Origin of the sequence: Micromonospora sp. RL09-050-HVF-A, assembly GCF_019374995.1 — a bacterium.
Lineage (GTDB): Bacteria > Actinomycetota > Actinomycetes > Mycobacteriales > Micromonosporaceae > Micromonospora > Micromonospora antibiotica.
In genome coordinates this window covers 1,772,116-1,786,622 of record NZ_JAGKQP010000002.1, presented here as the reverse complement: position 1 = coordinate 1,786,622, position 14,507 = coordinate 1,772,116, and the positions used below count along the sequence as shown (strand labels likewise).

The following is a 14,507-nucleotide window of genomic DNA, read 5'->3' as shown; positions in this document are numbered from 1 at the left end:
TGGCGCGTTTGTCAGCCCTCGGCAGTCATTGCGACCGACCCGGGGCGGCGCTGTCCGGTGCCGAGCCGCGGAGGTCGGGGCGGTGACCAGACTTCTGCATGTCAGCGCCTCACCGACCGGCCCGGCCAGCCGTTCGACGGCCGTCGCCCAGGCGTTTGTCGACGCATTCCGCGAGCGTTACCCCCGGGCGGAGCTCGACGTGCTCGACCTTTCCTCGATCACGTTGCCCCCGGTGGGTGCCGTCGCGGTGGCCGCGAAGAAGAACGCCATCTCCGGTGCCGCCGGATCCGGCGACGAGGCGGCGTTGTGGCAACAGACCCGCGACCTCGTACGACGCTTTACCGACGCTGACCACTATCTGTTTTCCGTGCCGATGTGGAACTTCGGAATCCCGTACCTGCTCAAGCACTTCATTGATGTCGTCACCCAGCCGGGACTGACGTTCCGCCTCGACCCGCGCCACGGCTACCAGGGTCTCCTCACCGGCCGTCGGGCGTGTGTCGTCTACACCAGTGGCGTCTACACCCCCGGGTGTCCACCGGAGTTCGGCGTCGACTTCCAGTCCTCGTACCTCAACTACTGGCTCCAGGTCATCGGCGTCGACCCCGTGACCGAGATCGCGCTGCGCCCGACCGACTTCAGCCGGTCCCTGGCCGCCGATCTCGAGCAGGCCCGGGAGGACGCGCGCAAGGCCGCCCACACCATCTGACCGCACCCCGGCCGACGACGCGTCGGCCCGTACCACAGGAGGGAAGCAGCATGTCCGTCTGGTTCGTCACCGGCGCCTCCCGGGGCTTCGGCCTGGAGATCGTCCGCCAGCTGCTGGAGCAGGGCGAGCAGGTCGTCGCCACGGCACGCAACACCAGCAGCCTGGCCGACCTGCCCTACCCCGACCGGCTGCTCGTGGTCCCGCTCGACGTCACCGACCAGTCCCAGGCCGACCGGGCCGTGCTCGCCGCGGTGGAGAGTTTCGGCGGCATCGACGTGCTGGTCAACAATGCCGGCCGGGGCCTGCTCGGGGCCGTGGAGGAAGCCACCGACGCCGAGGTCCGGGCGGTGTTCGACGCCAACGTCTTCGGCCTGCTCAACGTCACCCGCAGCGTGCTGCCCGTGCTGCGCCGTCAGCGCCGGGGCCGGATCGTCAACATCAGCTCGGTCCTCGGCTTCAGCGCCAAGATGGGCTGGGGCGTCTACGCCGCGACGAAGTTCGCGGTGGAGGGGCTCAGCGAGGCGCTACGGGTGGAGCTGGAGCCGGTCGGGGTCCAGGTGTGCCTGGTCGAGCCCGGCCTGTTCCGCACCGACTTCCTCGACCCCTCGTCGCTGCGCTTCGCCGGCCGGGAGTTCCCGGAGTACGCCGAGACCGCCGGGCGGATCCGCAGCTGGTCGGTCGGGCACAACCACGCGCAGGCCGGGGACCCGCAGCGGGCGGCGGCGGCCATCATCGACCTCGGCCGCAACCCGCACCCGCCGTTCCGGCTCCCGCTGGGCGTGGACTCCGTGCAGCGGATCGGCGAGAAGCTGGCCGAGGTGACGCAGGAACTGGAGGCCACCCGCGAGATCGGGTTGTCGATGTCCTACCCGGAGCCGGCCGCCGCCGCGCGCTGAGGCGGTGCCGGGCGATTCCCCAGACGATCGGCGAGGAGCGAAGATGGACACGATGACCACGGCGCTGGCGCAGGGCCGCGCCGAGACCTTCGACGAACGGGTCCGACGGCTGCTGCACTGGCACTTCGACCCGCAGACCGGGTCGGCGTTCTGGCTGCGTCAACGCGGACTGCTCGACTTCGATCCGCTGCGCGACATCGACGGCGCGGCCGACCTGGTGCGGTTTCCGGACCTCACCGAACAGCTGCGGCACGTGCCGGTCGGTGATCTGATCCCCCGCGGCCTGACCGGCACCGGCTTCCGGGTGTACGAGTCGGGCGGCACCAGCGGGGCGCCCAAGCGCATCGTCGACCGGGACTACCGGCGTCGGCTGCTGTCCTGGGCGATGCAACGGCTGCGGGCGCACCACATCGCCGATCCGGCGCACTGGCTGCACCTGGGCCCGAGCGGGCCGCACGTCTTCGCCTACGACTGCGCCCGCTACGCCGCCCTCGGCAACGGCATGTTCCACACCGTCGACTTCGACCCGCGCTGGGTCAAGAAGCTGGTGGCTGCGGGCGAGACCGACATGGTCAAGCGGTACGTGCGGCACCTGCTGGACCAGGCCGCCGAGGTGCTGCGGTCGCAACCGGTCAAGGTGCTCAGCACCACGCCCCCGCTGATCGAGGCGATCTGCGCGGACCCGGAGCTGCACGCCGCCGTCGAGCGGAGTGTCGAGACGATCATCTGGGCCGGCACCTCGTTCAGCCCGGAGAGCCTGCGCCAGGTCGAGGAGGTCTTCTTCCCCGACACCACGATCGTGGGGATCTACGGCAACACCCTGATGGGGGTGGCGCCGCAACGGCCCCGGCGCCCCGACGACCGGCACCTGTGCGTGTTCGAGCCGTACGCCGAGGCGGTGTGGATCGACGTGGTCGACGAGCACGGCGCGGTGGTGGACTACGGTCAGCGGGGCCGGGTCCGGCTGAGTCTGGTCAGCGAGGAGATGTTCCTGCCCAACGTCATCGAGCGGGACACCGCCGTGCGGGTGGAGCCGGTCGGTGACGCCACGGTCGACGGCCTGGCCGAGGTCGGCACCGTGGCCGAGGTCGGCGACGTCCGGGTGATCGAGGGGGTGTACTGAGTGGCCGGCATCGTGGTGGAGCCGATCGTCTGCGGTCGGCCGGTGCGCAGCCTCGACCGGGCCCCGCTCGCCGACGTCCGGGGCGACCTGCTGGGCGAGGTGGGCATGGTGCCGAGGCTGATGGCCGTCGGCGCGGTGACCCGGGCCCGGCGGGCGGCCGACGGCACCCCGGTCGGGCACGACCTGCTGCTGCGGGCCGCCGAGCTGTTCGCCACGGCCGACCTCGACGGGGAGACCCCCGAGGAGTACGAGCGGCGGGTCGCGCTCGCCGCCGGCCTGCCCCGGGTCACCGTCCGGCATGCCGTGGCCGACATCGTGCGCAGCCTCACCCACCTGCCCGCCACCACCCGGGCGGAGCTGCCGGCGTCCCGGTTGGGCGACGGTTACGAGACGGCCTGGGTGCCCGCCGGGCGGCTCTTCGCGGCCGTGATGGCCAGCAACCACCCGGCGCCCAACGACTCGTGGCTGCACGCGCTGGCGCTGGGCTACAGCGTGCTGGTGCGCCCCGGCACCCGGGAACCCTTCACCGCCCGGCGGTTGACCCTCGCCCTGCTCGCCGCCGGCCTGGCGGAACACCGGATCTCCTTCCTGCCGGGCGAGCGGGCGGTGGGGGAGTACCTCCTCGAAGCCGCCGACCGGGGCATCGTCTACGGCGGTAGCGACGCCGTCCGGCGGTGGGCCGACAGCGCGACGGTCACCACCCGAGGGCCCGGCCGCAGCCGGGTGCTGCTGGACCGGCCGGTGACCGCCGAGGTCCTCGACCATCTCACCGTCAGCGCGGCCTACGACGGGGGGACCCGGTGCAACAACATCTCCCTGGTGTTGACCACCGGTGATCCCCGGCAGGTCGCCGATGCCCTCGCCGCCCGTTTCGACGCACTGGCCAGCCCGGAGGTGACGGCGTCCGACGCCACCCTGCCCGTCGTCGACGCCACCCGCGCCGAGGGCCTGCGCCGGCAGCTCGCCGGGCTCACGACCGGGGCGACCGTGCACACGGCGGCGGGCGCGGACCCGCTGGTGCGACTGCCGGACGGGTCGCACCGGCCGCTGCCCACCGTGCTGTCCACGGACGACCCGCGGCATCCGGCGGTGGGTGTCGAGCTGCCGTTCCCGTTCGTCGTGGTGGCCCCGTGGCGGCGCGCGGACGGCGTCGCCGCCCTGGGTGACGCGCTGGTGCTCAACCTGGTGACCGACGACGTCGACCTGCGGGCAGCGGCGGTGGCCGACCCGAGTGTCCGCAAGGTGACGTGCGGGCTGACCCTGCCCTGGGACAGCACGCCCGGCATCCCGCACGAGGGCAACCTGTCGCTGTTCCTGTTGCAGTCCAAGGGCGTCGTGTCGACCGGAACGAGGGATCATGCGCTGGCTTGAGGAACTGCTCTCCGACGGGTGGTGGGCGACCGGTCAGGCGGTACGGTTCCAGCTGCCCAACCAGACCGAGTCGTCGCTCACCTACGGTGACCTGCTGCGCCAGTCGGCGACGCTGGCCGGGCGGATCGGTGAGTCCGGCGACGGCACGCAGACCCGGCTGGCCATCCTGACGATGGGCAGCGCGGAGGGGCTCGTCGCCCTGATCGCCGGGCTGATCGTCGGCGCGGTGGTCATCTCCACCCCGATCCAGACGACGACCCCGTGGTCGGCGGACCTGTTGGGTGATCCGGACGTGGTGCTGACCGACGCGACGGGTGCGGCGGTGTTGCAGTGCCACGAGCGGTTGACCGGCGCCCGGCCACGCTACCGGGTGCTCACCGTCGACCTGACCGAGCCGGCCAAGGCCAGTGTCCGGCCGGACATCTGCACCGACCAGGACGACGTCTGCAAGATCGCCTACCTGGATCCGGAGCGGTCCACTCTGGTGGTGGCGCTGACCGGCTTCGCCCTGGACTCCGCCGTCCGGCAGCCGGACCGTCGGCCGTCGACCGGGGCGGGTGGGCTCGGCAGTCTCACCGGTCAACTCGCCAGCTACCGCCGGCTGGCGGCGGGGGGCGTCGTCGATCTCACCACCCCCCGTCCGGCCGGGCGGTCCCTCCTGGACGTGGCGATGCCGGTGACCCTGCCCACCCGCACGGAGGGCCGACTCGCCGACACGAGCACCGTCTTTCCGTACATCGTGGACAGCGCGGCCCATTTGGACAGACTGGTGTCAGGAATCGTCCTGCCGGCGGGGTCCGCCGCGCTCTCGCCAGTAGCTAAGTTGTAGGTATGGTAATTTCCGTTTCTTGAGCCGGTCCGGTCGGGAGATGGATCGTCAGCGCGGGCCGGAACGTGCCATGCCGCCCCGCCCGATCGGGCAAGGGACAAATGCATGCCACGTGAGTCGCCCGCGCTGCCGGGAAGCGGTTTCCTCATCGACCGTCATTCATCGGCACCGCTTTACCAACAGTTGTACGAACAGTTGCGGTGGAGCATCGAGGCGGGACAACTCACCCCGGGCACCCGGCTGCCGGCCACCCGTACCCTGGCCAAGGAGTTGGGCGTCTCGCGCAACACCGTGCTCGTGGCGTACGACCGGCTGCTCGCCGAGGGCTACCTCGACGGCCGGGTGGGCTCCGGCACCCGGGTGGCCACCCGGCAGAGCGTCCGGGAGATGGAGGCCAAGCCCCCCCGGCCGACCACCCGGACGCCACTGCGCATCACCCGGGCCGCCCGCCGGATGGCCGAGGCGTCGGCCTACTTCACCCCGGCGCACGACCAGCTGCGCTACCCGGACCGTCCGTTCACCCTCGGCATGCCCGCCCTGGACCTCTTCCCGTCGAAGGTCTGGGGCCAGATCATGTTCAGCAAGTCGCATCAGCTGACCAGTGCCCTCTACACCCACCGCGACCCGGCCGGCTACTGGCCGCTGCGCAAGGGCATCGCGGCCATGCTCGGGCTCATGCGCGGCGTCCGGTGCACCCCGGAACAGGTGATCATCCAGCCGAGCGCCCAGATCGCCGTGCACGTCATGGCCGTGACCCTGCTCGAACCGGGGGAGAAGGCCCTGGTCGAGGACCCGGGCCTGCAGGCCATCCGGGGTGCCCTGCACTCCGCCGGCGTCGAGACCTGCCCGGTGCCGGTCGACGCCGAGGGCATGTGCATCGGGGTGGGCCAGGCCCGCCATCCGGACGCCCGGATGGCGGTGGTGACCCCCAACAACCAGTTCCCCCTGTCGGTCCGGATGTCCGCGGCCCGCCGGGCCGAGGTGTTGGCGTGGGCCAGTGACAACGACGGCTGGATCATCGAGGACGACTACGACGGTGAGTTCTGGGCGGAGAATCCCGGTCCACCGCTGCACCAGGCCGACGAGCGTGGACGGGTCATCTACGTCGGGACCTTCAGCAAGGTTCTGTTTCCCGGCCTGTGCCTGGCCTATCTGGTGGTGCCACCGGATCTCGTCGACATCGTCACCGAGGTGCAACGGGCGACCGTCAACTCGCTCAACATCCTCACCCAGTCCGCGCTCGCCGAGTTCATCGAGGCGAATCATCTCGCCCGGCACGTCAGGCGGATGCGTGACGTCTATCGGGAACGCGGCGACATCCTCGTCGGCGCGCTGCGCGGCAGGCTCGGCGGGTTCGTCACGATCGACAACCCGCCGCGGGGCACCCACCTGGTCGCCAGCCTGCCGGAGACCGCCGACGAGCAGCGCCTGGCCCGGCTCGGCCGGGAGGCACGCCTGCGGGTCTATCCGCTGTCGTCGTTCGGCGACGAGCTGGAAGGGATCGGCCGGGGGCTGGTCCTCGGTTACGCGGCCACGCCACCCGAGAAGATCCTGGCCGGCGTCAACCGCCTGACGACAGTTGTCGAGCAATTCACCGGCCGTGCCCATCCGGGTAGTCGTACCGCATTGAGGAAGAGCGTATAAGTCGTTTCGTCGGTGCCAAAGGGCCATGTAGCCAAATAGTCAGGTGCCAATCCCAGTGGTACTAGCGAGATGGCAAACATGGCCCTGTGCCAATCGTCTTCCCCGCCGATACGGTCCGTACCGGATCGCGGCACCCTCTTCGGTGACCGGGCCGCCCCGAAGAATACAGGGGGAGACTTCCATGGCATCACCACAGCTTCTCGTACGGCGCCCCGAGGCGCCCACCACCGACAGTTGGAGCCCCGCCGGCTGGCGCAAGCTGCCCATCACGCAGCAGCCGACCTGGCCGGACCGGGACGAACTCGACGCTGTCGCCGACTACCTGTCCGGCCTGCCCGCGCTGACCGGCGTCGAGGAGATCAGGCGGCTGCGCGAGGAACTGGCCCTCGCCAGCGCCGGGAAGGCGTTCGTGCTCCAGGCCGGCGACTGCGCCGAGCCACTCGGCATGGCCGCCACCGCCTCGGCACGGGCCAAACACCGGGCCATCACGGCGCTCGGCGAGCGCCTGGCCCGTGAGCTGCACCGCCCGACCATCGGTCTGGGACGGCTCGGCGGCCAGTTCGCCAAGCCCCGCTCCGAGCCGTTCGAAGCGGTCGACGGGCAGCTGCTGCCCGTGTTCCGCGGGCTGATGGTCAACGAACCGGAGGGCACCGCGCTGGCCCGCCAGCCCGACCCGTACCGGCTGCTGTCCTGCTACTACACCGCCCGTCAGGTGGTGGCGGAGCTGGCGCGGGCCGGCGGCGGCGTATGGACCAGCCACGAGGTGCTCATCCTCGAGTACGAGCAGGCGCTGACCCGCCTCGACGAGGTCACCGGCGAGTGGTTCCTGCGCTCGACGCACCTGCCCTGGGTGGGTGACCGCACCCGTGGGGTGGACGATGCGCACCTGAACTTCCTGGCCGGGTTGGGCAACCCGGTCGCGGTCAAGGTCGGCCCCAGCGCCACCGTCGACGACGTGCTGCGGATCTGCGCGTTGCTCGACCCGCACCGCCGGCCCGGCCGGCTCACCCTGATCAGCCGGATGGGTCAGCAGCGGATCGCCGATCACCTGCCGCCCCTGGTGCGGGCGGTGGTCGACGCCGGCCACCCGGTCGCCTGGATGAGCGACGCCATGCACGGCAACACCGTCCGCGGCGCCGGTGGGGTGAAGACCCGCCACCTGGACGCCATCGTGGGCGAGCTGACCACCTTCGTCGAGGTGCTGCGCGGTCACGGTCTGGAGCCGGCGGGCCTGCACCTGGAGATCGCCGCGGACGACGTCACCGAGTGCGTGGGCGCGAGCGTGACCGACGAGAGCCAGCTCGGCCGCAACTACCGGTCGCTGTGCGACCCGCGGCTCAACAACGAGCAGGCCGACGCGGTCGTCGACGCGCTCGTCGCCGCGATGCACCGCTGAACACCCGTCCCCGACAACTTCGTGACCCGAGCGGAGGAGGCATCAGTGCGCACCCTGCTGGTCGACAACTACGACTCCTACACCTACAACCTGTTCCAGCTCATCGCCGTCGTCAACGGCGTCGAGCCCACCGTGATCCGCCACGACGATCCGGCCGTGGCCACCCTGGACCTGCGTCGTTTCGACAACGTGGTGATCTCGCCCGGCCCCGGTCGACCCGACCGGGAGAAGGACTTCGGCTTCTCCGCCCAGGTCATCGCGGACTCCCCGGTGCCGGTGCTCGGGGTCTGCCTCGGCCACCAGGGCATCGCCTCCGGCCACGGCGCGGCCGTCCACTCCGCGCCCGTGCCGCGGCACGGCCACCTGGCGTCGATCACCCACGACTCCGACGGCCTGTTCGCCGGCATCCCGCAGCAGTTCACCGCCGTGCGGTACCACTCGCTGTGCGTGTCGGACCTGCCCCCGGAGCTGGTGGCGACCGCCTGGGCCGAGGACGGCGTGATCATGGGCCTGCGGCACGTCAGCCGGCCCATGTGGGGGCTCCAGTTCCACCCCGAGTCGATCTGCACGGAGTACGGGCAGACCCTGCTCGGCAACTTCCGTGACCTGACCCGGGCCCACCAGGCCCGGGAGAGCATTCAGGTGGCCGCCCCGCCGCCCATCGCCGCGCCGACGCACCGGCTGCACGTGCGCACCCTCGGCTGGGAGACCGACGCCGAGCAGGCGTTCACCCGGCTGTTCCGGGACGCCACCCACGCCTTCTGGCTGGACAGCGCCCGGGTCGAGGAGGGGCTGTCCCGCTTCTCCTACCTCGGTGACGCCTCCGGGCCGCTGTCCGAGGTGGTCCGCTACGACGTCGGCACCGACGCGGTCGAGGTCACCTCGGCGGCCGGCGCCCCGACCCGGGTGCCCGGCACCATCCTGTCCTACCTCCAGCAGCGGCTGGCCGGCATCCACCTCGACTCGTCGGCCCTGCCCACCGACCTGACCTGCGGCTACGTCGGCTACTTCGGCTACGAGCTGAAGGGTGACCTCGGCGCTGCCGGGCCGCACCGCGCCGACACCCCGGACGCGTACTGGATCTTCGCCGACCGGTTCGTCGCGGTCGACCACCGGGACCGGCAGACCTACCTGGTGGCCCTCTCCGACGGCAGCGAGGGCAGCGACGACGCGGCGCAGGACTGGGTCGAGACCGTCGCCGAGCAGCTCACCGCGATCCCCGAGGCGGGACCGGTCACCCCGCTCACCCCGCCGCCGGTCGACACCACCTCGCTGGTCGCGTCGCTGGAGCGGGACCGGGAGCAGTACCTGGCCGACATCGCCGCCTGCAAGCGGGAACTGGTCGCCGGGGAGAGCTACGAGATCTGCCTGACCAACGGGCTGCGCCTGCCGCGTCCCCGCGACGGGTTCGCCTTCTACCGGGCCATGCGCCGCTACAACCCCGCGCCCTACTCGGCCTACCTGCGGCTGGGCGACATCGAGGTGGCCTGCTCCTCCCCGGAACGCTTCCTGCGGCTGACCGCCGACCGGGTGGTCGAGACCAAGCCGATCAAGGGGACCGCGCCCCGGGACCCGGACCCGACGGTCGACGCGGCACTGCGCGACGAGCTGACCACCAGCGACAAGACCCGCGCCGAGAACCTGATGATCGTCGACCTGCTCCGCAACGACCTCGGCCGGGTGTGCGAGGTCGGCAGCGTCACCGTCCCCAAGCTGATGCAGACCGAGTCGTACGCGAGCGTGCACCAGCTGGTCTCGACCATCCGGGGCCGCCTGCGGGCCGAGGCCACCGCCGTCGACTGCGTCGAGGCGTGCTTCCCCGGCGGCTCGATGACCGGGGCGCCCAAGCTGCGGACGCTGGAGATCATCGACGGGCTGGAGACCACCGCCCGGGGCATCTACTCCGGCTCGCTGGGCTTCCTCAGCTGCAACGGCACGGCCGACCTCAACATCGTGATCCGCACCGCGGTGCTGTCCGGCGACGGGATGCGGGTCGGTGCGGGCGGGGCCATCATCCTCGACTCCGATCCGGAGGGGGAGTTCGACGAGATGCTGCTGAAGGCCGCCGCCCCGTTGCGCGCGCTGCTCAGCGGCGGCTACCAGGAGGACGTCGATGTCTACCAGTGATCCGCTGTCGGTGTGCGTCGTCGGCATGGGGCCGCGTGGCCTGTGCGTGCTGGAGCGCCTGGTCACCAACGCCGCGGCCGACCCCGACCGCCCGGTACGCATCGACGTCGTCGACCCGTACCCGCCGGGGGCGGGCCGGGTGTGGCGGGCCGACCAGTCCGACCGGCTGCTGATGAACACCGTGGCCTCCCAGGTGACCGTGTTCACCGACCCGACCGTGGAGCTGGCCGGCCAGCTGCGGGAGGGCCCCAGCCTCTACGAGTGGGCCCGCTTCCAGGTGCTGATGGGTGACCTCGCCCAGTTCCCGTCCGACGTCGCCGAGGAGCTGCGCGGGGTGGGACCCGACACCTACTCCACCCGCCGGTTGTTCGGCCACTACCTCACCTGGGTCTACCACCGGGTGGTCGCCACGGCACCGGCGAACGTCAGCGTCCACGCCCACGCCACGGTCGCCGTCGCGGTGTGGGACGAGTCCGACGGCCGGCAGTGCGTGCAGTTGCAGACCGGCGACCGGCTCCCCGGCCTGGACGCGGTGGTGCTGGCGCAGGGCCACTTCCCGGTCACCCCGACGGTGCAGGAGCAGAAGCTGGCCGAGTTCGCCGTCGAGCGGGGACTCACCTACATCCTGCCGGCCAACCCGGCCGACGTGGACCTGTCGATGGTGCGGCCCGGCGAACCCACCCTCCTGCGGGGGCTGGGACTCTGCTTCTTCGACTACCTGGCCCTGCTCACCGAGGGCCGCGCCGGCCGCTACGTCCGGGGCGACGACGGCCAGTTGACCTACCTGCCGTCCGGGTTGGAACCGCAGTTGCTGGCCGGGTCCCGGCGGGGCATCCCGTACCGGGCGCGGGGGCGCAACGAGAAGGGCGCGCACGGGCGGCACGAACCGCGTGTGCTCACCGTGGAGCTGGTGGAGCGGCTGCGTACCGCCCCGGACGCGACGCCGTTGGACTTCATGACCGACCTGTGGCCGCTGATCGCCAAGGAGGTGGAGACGGTCTTCTACGTGGCCGTGCTGCGCCGCCGCGGCTGCCGGGGCAAGGCCCGACGGTTCGAGGCCGAATACCTCGCCGTGCCCCGGGGCGACGGGCAGGAGGAGCAGATCCGCGAGCGTTACGGGATCACCGAACGGTGGGACTGGGACGCGGTGCTGGACCCGGCCCGCGACGAGACCTTCGCCGACCCGGCGGCGTTGCAGGAATGGATGCTGCGTTACCTGCAGGAGGACGCCGACACGGCACAGGAGGGCAACGTCAGCGGCCCGCTGAAGGCCGCCATGGACGTCCTGCGCGACCTGCGTAACGAGGTACGCCTCGCCGTCGACCACGGTGGCCTGCGGGGCAGCTCGCACCGCCACCACCTGGACGACTGGTACACCCCGATGAACGCCTTCCTCAGCATCGGACCGCCGGCCCACCGGGTCGAGCAGTTGGCCGCGCTCATCCGCGCCGGGGTGCTGCGGGTCGTCGGGGCCGGGATGCGGGTGTCACCCTGCCCCGAGCAGGGCGGGTTCCTCGTCGAGTCCCCCCGCACGCCGGGGACCCGGGACGTGGTGACCGCGATGATCGAGGCGCGGCTGCCGGAGGTCGACCTGCGTCGTACCGCCGATCCGTTGCTGGGGTGGATGCTCGCGCACCGCTCCTGCACCCCGCACGTGGTGTCCGACCAGGAGGCGCAGCCGCACGTCACCGGTGGGCTGGCCGTCACCGGCCGGCCGTTCCACCCGGTGACGGCGGCCGGCGAACGACACGCCCGCCGGTTCGTCTTCGGGGTGCCCACCGAGGGCGCACACTGGGCGACCGCGGCGGGGGCACGGCCGGGCGTCAACTCGGTGATGCTCGGCGACGCGGACGCGATCAGCCTGTCGGTGCTCGCCCTCACCGTGCGGGCGACCACCACGACGGGAGCGGTGACGACATGACCGAAGGCTTCGACCACGGGCTGCTCAGTCCCAGCAGCGCCGACCGGGCCATCGAGCACGCCGTGCGGGACCGGGCGGTGCTCCAGGCGATGCTCGACGCCGAGGCCGCGTTGGTGCGGGCCCAGGCCCGGCTGGGGGTGGTGCCGACGGAACACGCGGACACCATCACCGCCGTCGCCGACGCACGGCGGATCGACCTGGACACCGTCGCCCGTCGGGCGACCGAGACGGCGAACCCGGTGGTCGCGGTGGTCGCCGCGCTCACCGACCTGGTCACGGCGCTGGACCCGGCCGCCGCGGAGTACGTGCACCGCGGCTCCACCAGCCAGGACATCCTGGACACCGCCCTGATCCTGGTGGCGGAACGGGCGCTGCGGGTCGTCGACGCGGACCTGGCGGCCACCGCCGATGCCCTGGCCGGCCTCGCGGACCGGCACCGGGGCACCGCGATGGCGGGTCGGACCCTGACCCAGCACGCCGTGCCGACCACGTTCGGCCTGAAGGCGGCGACCTGGCTCTCCGGTGTCCTCGACGCCCGGCAGGCGATCCACGCCCTGCTGGCCGAGGGGTTGCCGGTGCAGCTCGGCGGGGCCGCCGGCACCCTCGGCGGTTACCTGGAGTTCGCCCGACTGGCCGGGGACACCGACGACGCCTACGCCGAGAAACTGATCCACGCCTTCGCCGCGGAACTGTCCCTGGCCGAGCCGCACGCACCCTGGCACACCGTGCGGACGCCCCTGCACGCCGTCGTGGGCGCGTTGGGTCTCACCACCGGCGTGCTCGGTGCGATGGCGGCGGACGTGCAGGTCATGACGCGTACCGAGATCGGAGAGGTGGCGGAGCCGACCCGCCCGGGGCGCGGGGTGTCCTCCGCGATGCCGCACAAGCGCAACCCGGTGCTGGCGACCCGGATCCGGGCGGCGGCGGCACAGTTGCCGCAGCTCGCCGCCACCGTCGCGCACTGCCTCGTCGCCGAGGACGAACGCCCCGGTGGCGCCTGGCACGCGGAGTGGCAACCGTTGCGGGAGGCGTTGCGGCTGACCGGGGGTGCCGCCGACGCGGCGGCCGAACTGGCCGCCGGGCTGACGGTGTTCCCCGACCGGATGCGCGCCAACCTCGACCTCGCCGGGGAGTTCATGGCCTCGGAACGGTTGGCCGTCCGGCTGGCCCCGCTGCTGGGCCGGGTCGAGGCGAAGGAGCTGCTGACCGCGCTGACCGGCCGGGCCATCGAGACCGGGCAGCCGTTGCGTGACCTGGTCACGGCCGACCCCCGGGTCACCGCCGTCCTGGATCCGGGTGAGGTCGCCACCCTGCTCGACCCGGCCCGCTACGTCGGCGCCGCCGACCTGCTGGTGGACCGGGCCCTGCACCGGCACCGCACGTTCGGGATGCGGGCGGCGGCACCGGCCGAGGGTCGGCGGCCGTGAGCCGGCCGGGTCCGCTGGCGCGTCCGGTGGTCGGTGCGCCGATGGCGGGAGGCGTCAGCACGCCCGCCCTCGTCGCGGCGGTCAGTGACGCCGGGGGCCTCGGTTTCCTGGCCGCCGGCTACCAGCGCCCGGCGGACCTGGCCGCCGACATCGACCGGGTCCGTCGGGCCACGGCCGGCCCGTTCGGCGTCAACGTGTTCGTGCCGGAGTCCCGGCCGGTGGACCGGGCCGCCGTCGCCCGCTACCGGCAGGCGCTGCTGCCGCTGGCCGCCCGCCGGGGGGTGACCCTGCCCGACCCGCCCGAGCGGGACACCGACCACTTCGCGGAGAAGATCGAGGTGCTGCTCGCCGCGCGGGCACCGGTGGTCAGCTTCACCTTCGGCTGCCCGTCCCGGGCGGTCGTGGACCGGCTGCACGCCACCGGGTCGCAGGTGGTGGTCACCGTCACCGACGTGGCGGAGGCGCAGTCGGCCGTCGCGGTGGGCGCCGACGCCCTCTGCGTGCAGGGCGCCGGGGCCGGCGGTCACCGGGCGGGCTTCACCCCCGACGTCCGCACCGACCCGCAGCCGGGCACGGCCGAGCTGGTCAGGGCGGTACGACGGGTCGTCGCGGTGCCGCTGATCGCTGCCGGCGGCATCACCGGACCGGCGGAGGTCGACGCGGTGGTCGCGGCCGGCGCGTCGGCGGTGCAGGTCGGCACCGCGCTGCTGCTGACCCCGCAGGCCGGCACCCACCCGGTGCACCGGGCGGCGCTCACCGATCCCGGGCGACCCGGCACGGTCGTCACCCGGGCGTTCTCCGGCCGCCCGGCCCGGGGCCTGCGCAACCGGTTCGTCGACGCCTTCGACGCGTCGGCACCGGCCGGGTACCCGCAGGTGCACCACCTGACCAGGCCGCTGCGGGCAGCGGCGGCGGCACGCGGTGACGTCGAGGAGATGGCGCTCTGGGCCGGGGTGGGCTACCGCCTGGCCCGGCCGGAACCCGCCGGACAGGTCGTCACCCGCCTCGCCACCGCGGTGGCCGCCGCGACCCCGCTGCGCCCCGCATCCCACTGACAACTGCAC

General features: G+C 72.6%; 11 protein-coding genes. All 11 read left to right on the top strand.

What is annotated here, in order from left to right:
- Positions 1-82: 82 nt before the first annotated feature.
- The 11 genes from J7462_RS07970 (at position 83) to J7462_RS07920 (ending at position 14,498) form a co-directional block, all read left to right on the top strand.
- The gene (locus J7462_RS07970; protein ID WP_219463111.1) at positions 83-709 is read left to right on the top strand and encodes an FMN-dependent NADH-azoreductase; all 627 of its coding nucleotides are present in this window, start codon (positions 83-85) and stop codon (positions 707-709) included.
- Between the two features lie 50 nt (positions 710-759).
- The gene (locus J7462_RS32910; protein WP_208570051.1) at positions 760-1,605 is read left to right on the top strand and encodes an SDR family NAD(P)-dependent oxidoreductase; all 846 of its coding nucleotides are present in this window, start codon (positions 760-762) and stop codon (positions 1,603-1,605) included.
- Between the two features lie 43 nt (positions 1,606-1,648).
- Entirely contained in the window at positions 1,649-2,728 is a 1,080-nt protein-coding gene (locus J7462_RS07960; protein ID WP_219463109.1) for a hypothetical protein, read from the top strand.
- Positions 2,729-4,099, top strand: a complete 1,371-nt coding sequence (locus tag J7462_RS07955) for an aldehyde dehydrogenase family protein (protein WP_219463107.1) — start codon at positions 2,729-2,731, stop codon at positions 4,097-4,099.
- Entirely contained in the window at positions 4,086-4,928 is an 843-nt protein-coding gene (locus J7462_RS07950) for a hypothetical protein (RefSeq protein ID WP_208570048.1), read from the top strand. Before J7462_RS07955 ends, J7462_RS07950 begins: the two co-directional genes overlap by 14 nt.
- A 105-nt stretch (positions 4,929-5,033) precedes the next feature.
- Complete coding sequence (locus J7462_RS07945; protein ID WP_219463106.1) at positions 5,034-6,572, top strand: PLP-dependent aminotransferase family protein; 1,539 nt, start codon at positions 5,034-5,036, stop codon at positions 6,570-6,572.
- 181 nt (positions 6,573-6,753) lie between these two features.
- Entirely contained in the window at positions 6,754-7,968 is a 1,215-nt protein-coding gene (locus J7462_RS07940; RefSeq protein WP_219463104.1) for a 3-deoxy-7-phosphoheptulonate synthase, read from the top strand.
- 45 nt (positions 7,969-8,013) lie between these two features.
- Positions 8,014-10,095, top strand: coding sequence for an aminodeoxychorismate synthase component I (pabB, locus tag J7462_RS07935; protein WP_219463103.1), 2,082 nt, complete (start codon positions 8,014-8,016; stop codon positions 10,093-10,095).
- A complete protein-coding gene (locus tag J7462_RS07930) occupies positions 10,082-12,016 on the top strand; it encodes an FAD/NAD(P)-binding domain-containing protein (protein ID WP_219463101.1) in 1,935 nt (644 codons plus the stop codon). Before pabB ends, J7462_RS07930 begins: the two co-directional genes overlap by 14 nt.
- A complete protein-coding gene (locus J7462_RS07925) occupies positions 12,013-13,443 on the top strand; it encodes a lyase family protein (protein WP_219463097.1) in 1,431 nt (476 codons plus the stop codon). Before J7462_RS07930 ends, J7462_RS07925 begins: the two co-directional genes overlap by 4 nt.
- Complete coding sequence (locus tag J7462_RS07920) at positions 13,440-14,498, top strand: nitronate monooxygenase (RefSeq protein WP_308290811.1); 1,059 nt, start codon at positions 13,440-13,442, stop codon at positions 14,496-14,498. Before J7462_RS07925 ends, J7462_RS07920 begins: the two co-directional genes overlap by 4 nt.
- Positions 14,499-14,507: the final 9 nt, after the last annotated feature.

What these genes read in the sequence shown, in the direction of transcription:
- J7462_RS32910 (WP_208570051.1), top strand. Translation starts at nt 760, where the DNA reads ATGTCCGTCTGGTTCGTCACCGGCGCCTCCCGGGGCTTCGGCCTGGAG.
- J7462_RS07930 (WP_219463101.1), top strand. Translation starts at nt 10,082, where the DNA reads ATGTCTACCAGTGATCCGCTGTCGGTGTGCGTCGTCGGCATGGGGCCG.
- J7462_RS07945 (WP_219463106.1), top strand. Translation starts at nt 5,034, where the DNA reads ATGCCACGTGAGTCGCCCGCGCTGCCGGGAAGCGGTTTCCTCATCGAC.
- J7462_RS07950 (WP_208570048.1), top strand. Translation starts at nt 4,086, where the DNA reads ATGCGCTGGCTTGAGGAACTGCTCTCCGACGGGTGGTGGGCGACCGGT.
- J7462_RS07940 (WP_219463104.1), top strand. Translation starts at nt 6,754, where the DNA reads ATGGCATCACCACAGCTTCTCGTACGGCGCCCCGAGGCGCCCACCACC.
- J7462_RS07960 (WP_219463109.1), top strand. Translation starts at nt 1,649, where the DNA reads ATGGACACGATGACCACGGCGCTGGCGCAGGGCCGCGCCGAGACCTTC.
- J7462_RS07925 (WP_219463097.1), top strand. Translation starts at nt 12,013, where the DNA reads ATGACCGAAGGCTTCGACCACGGGCTGCTCAGTCCCAGCAGCGCCGAC.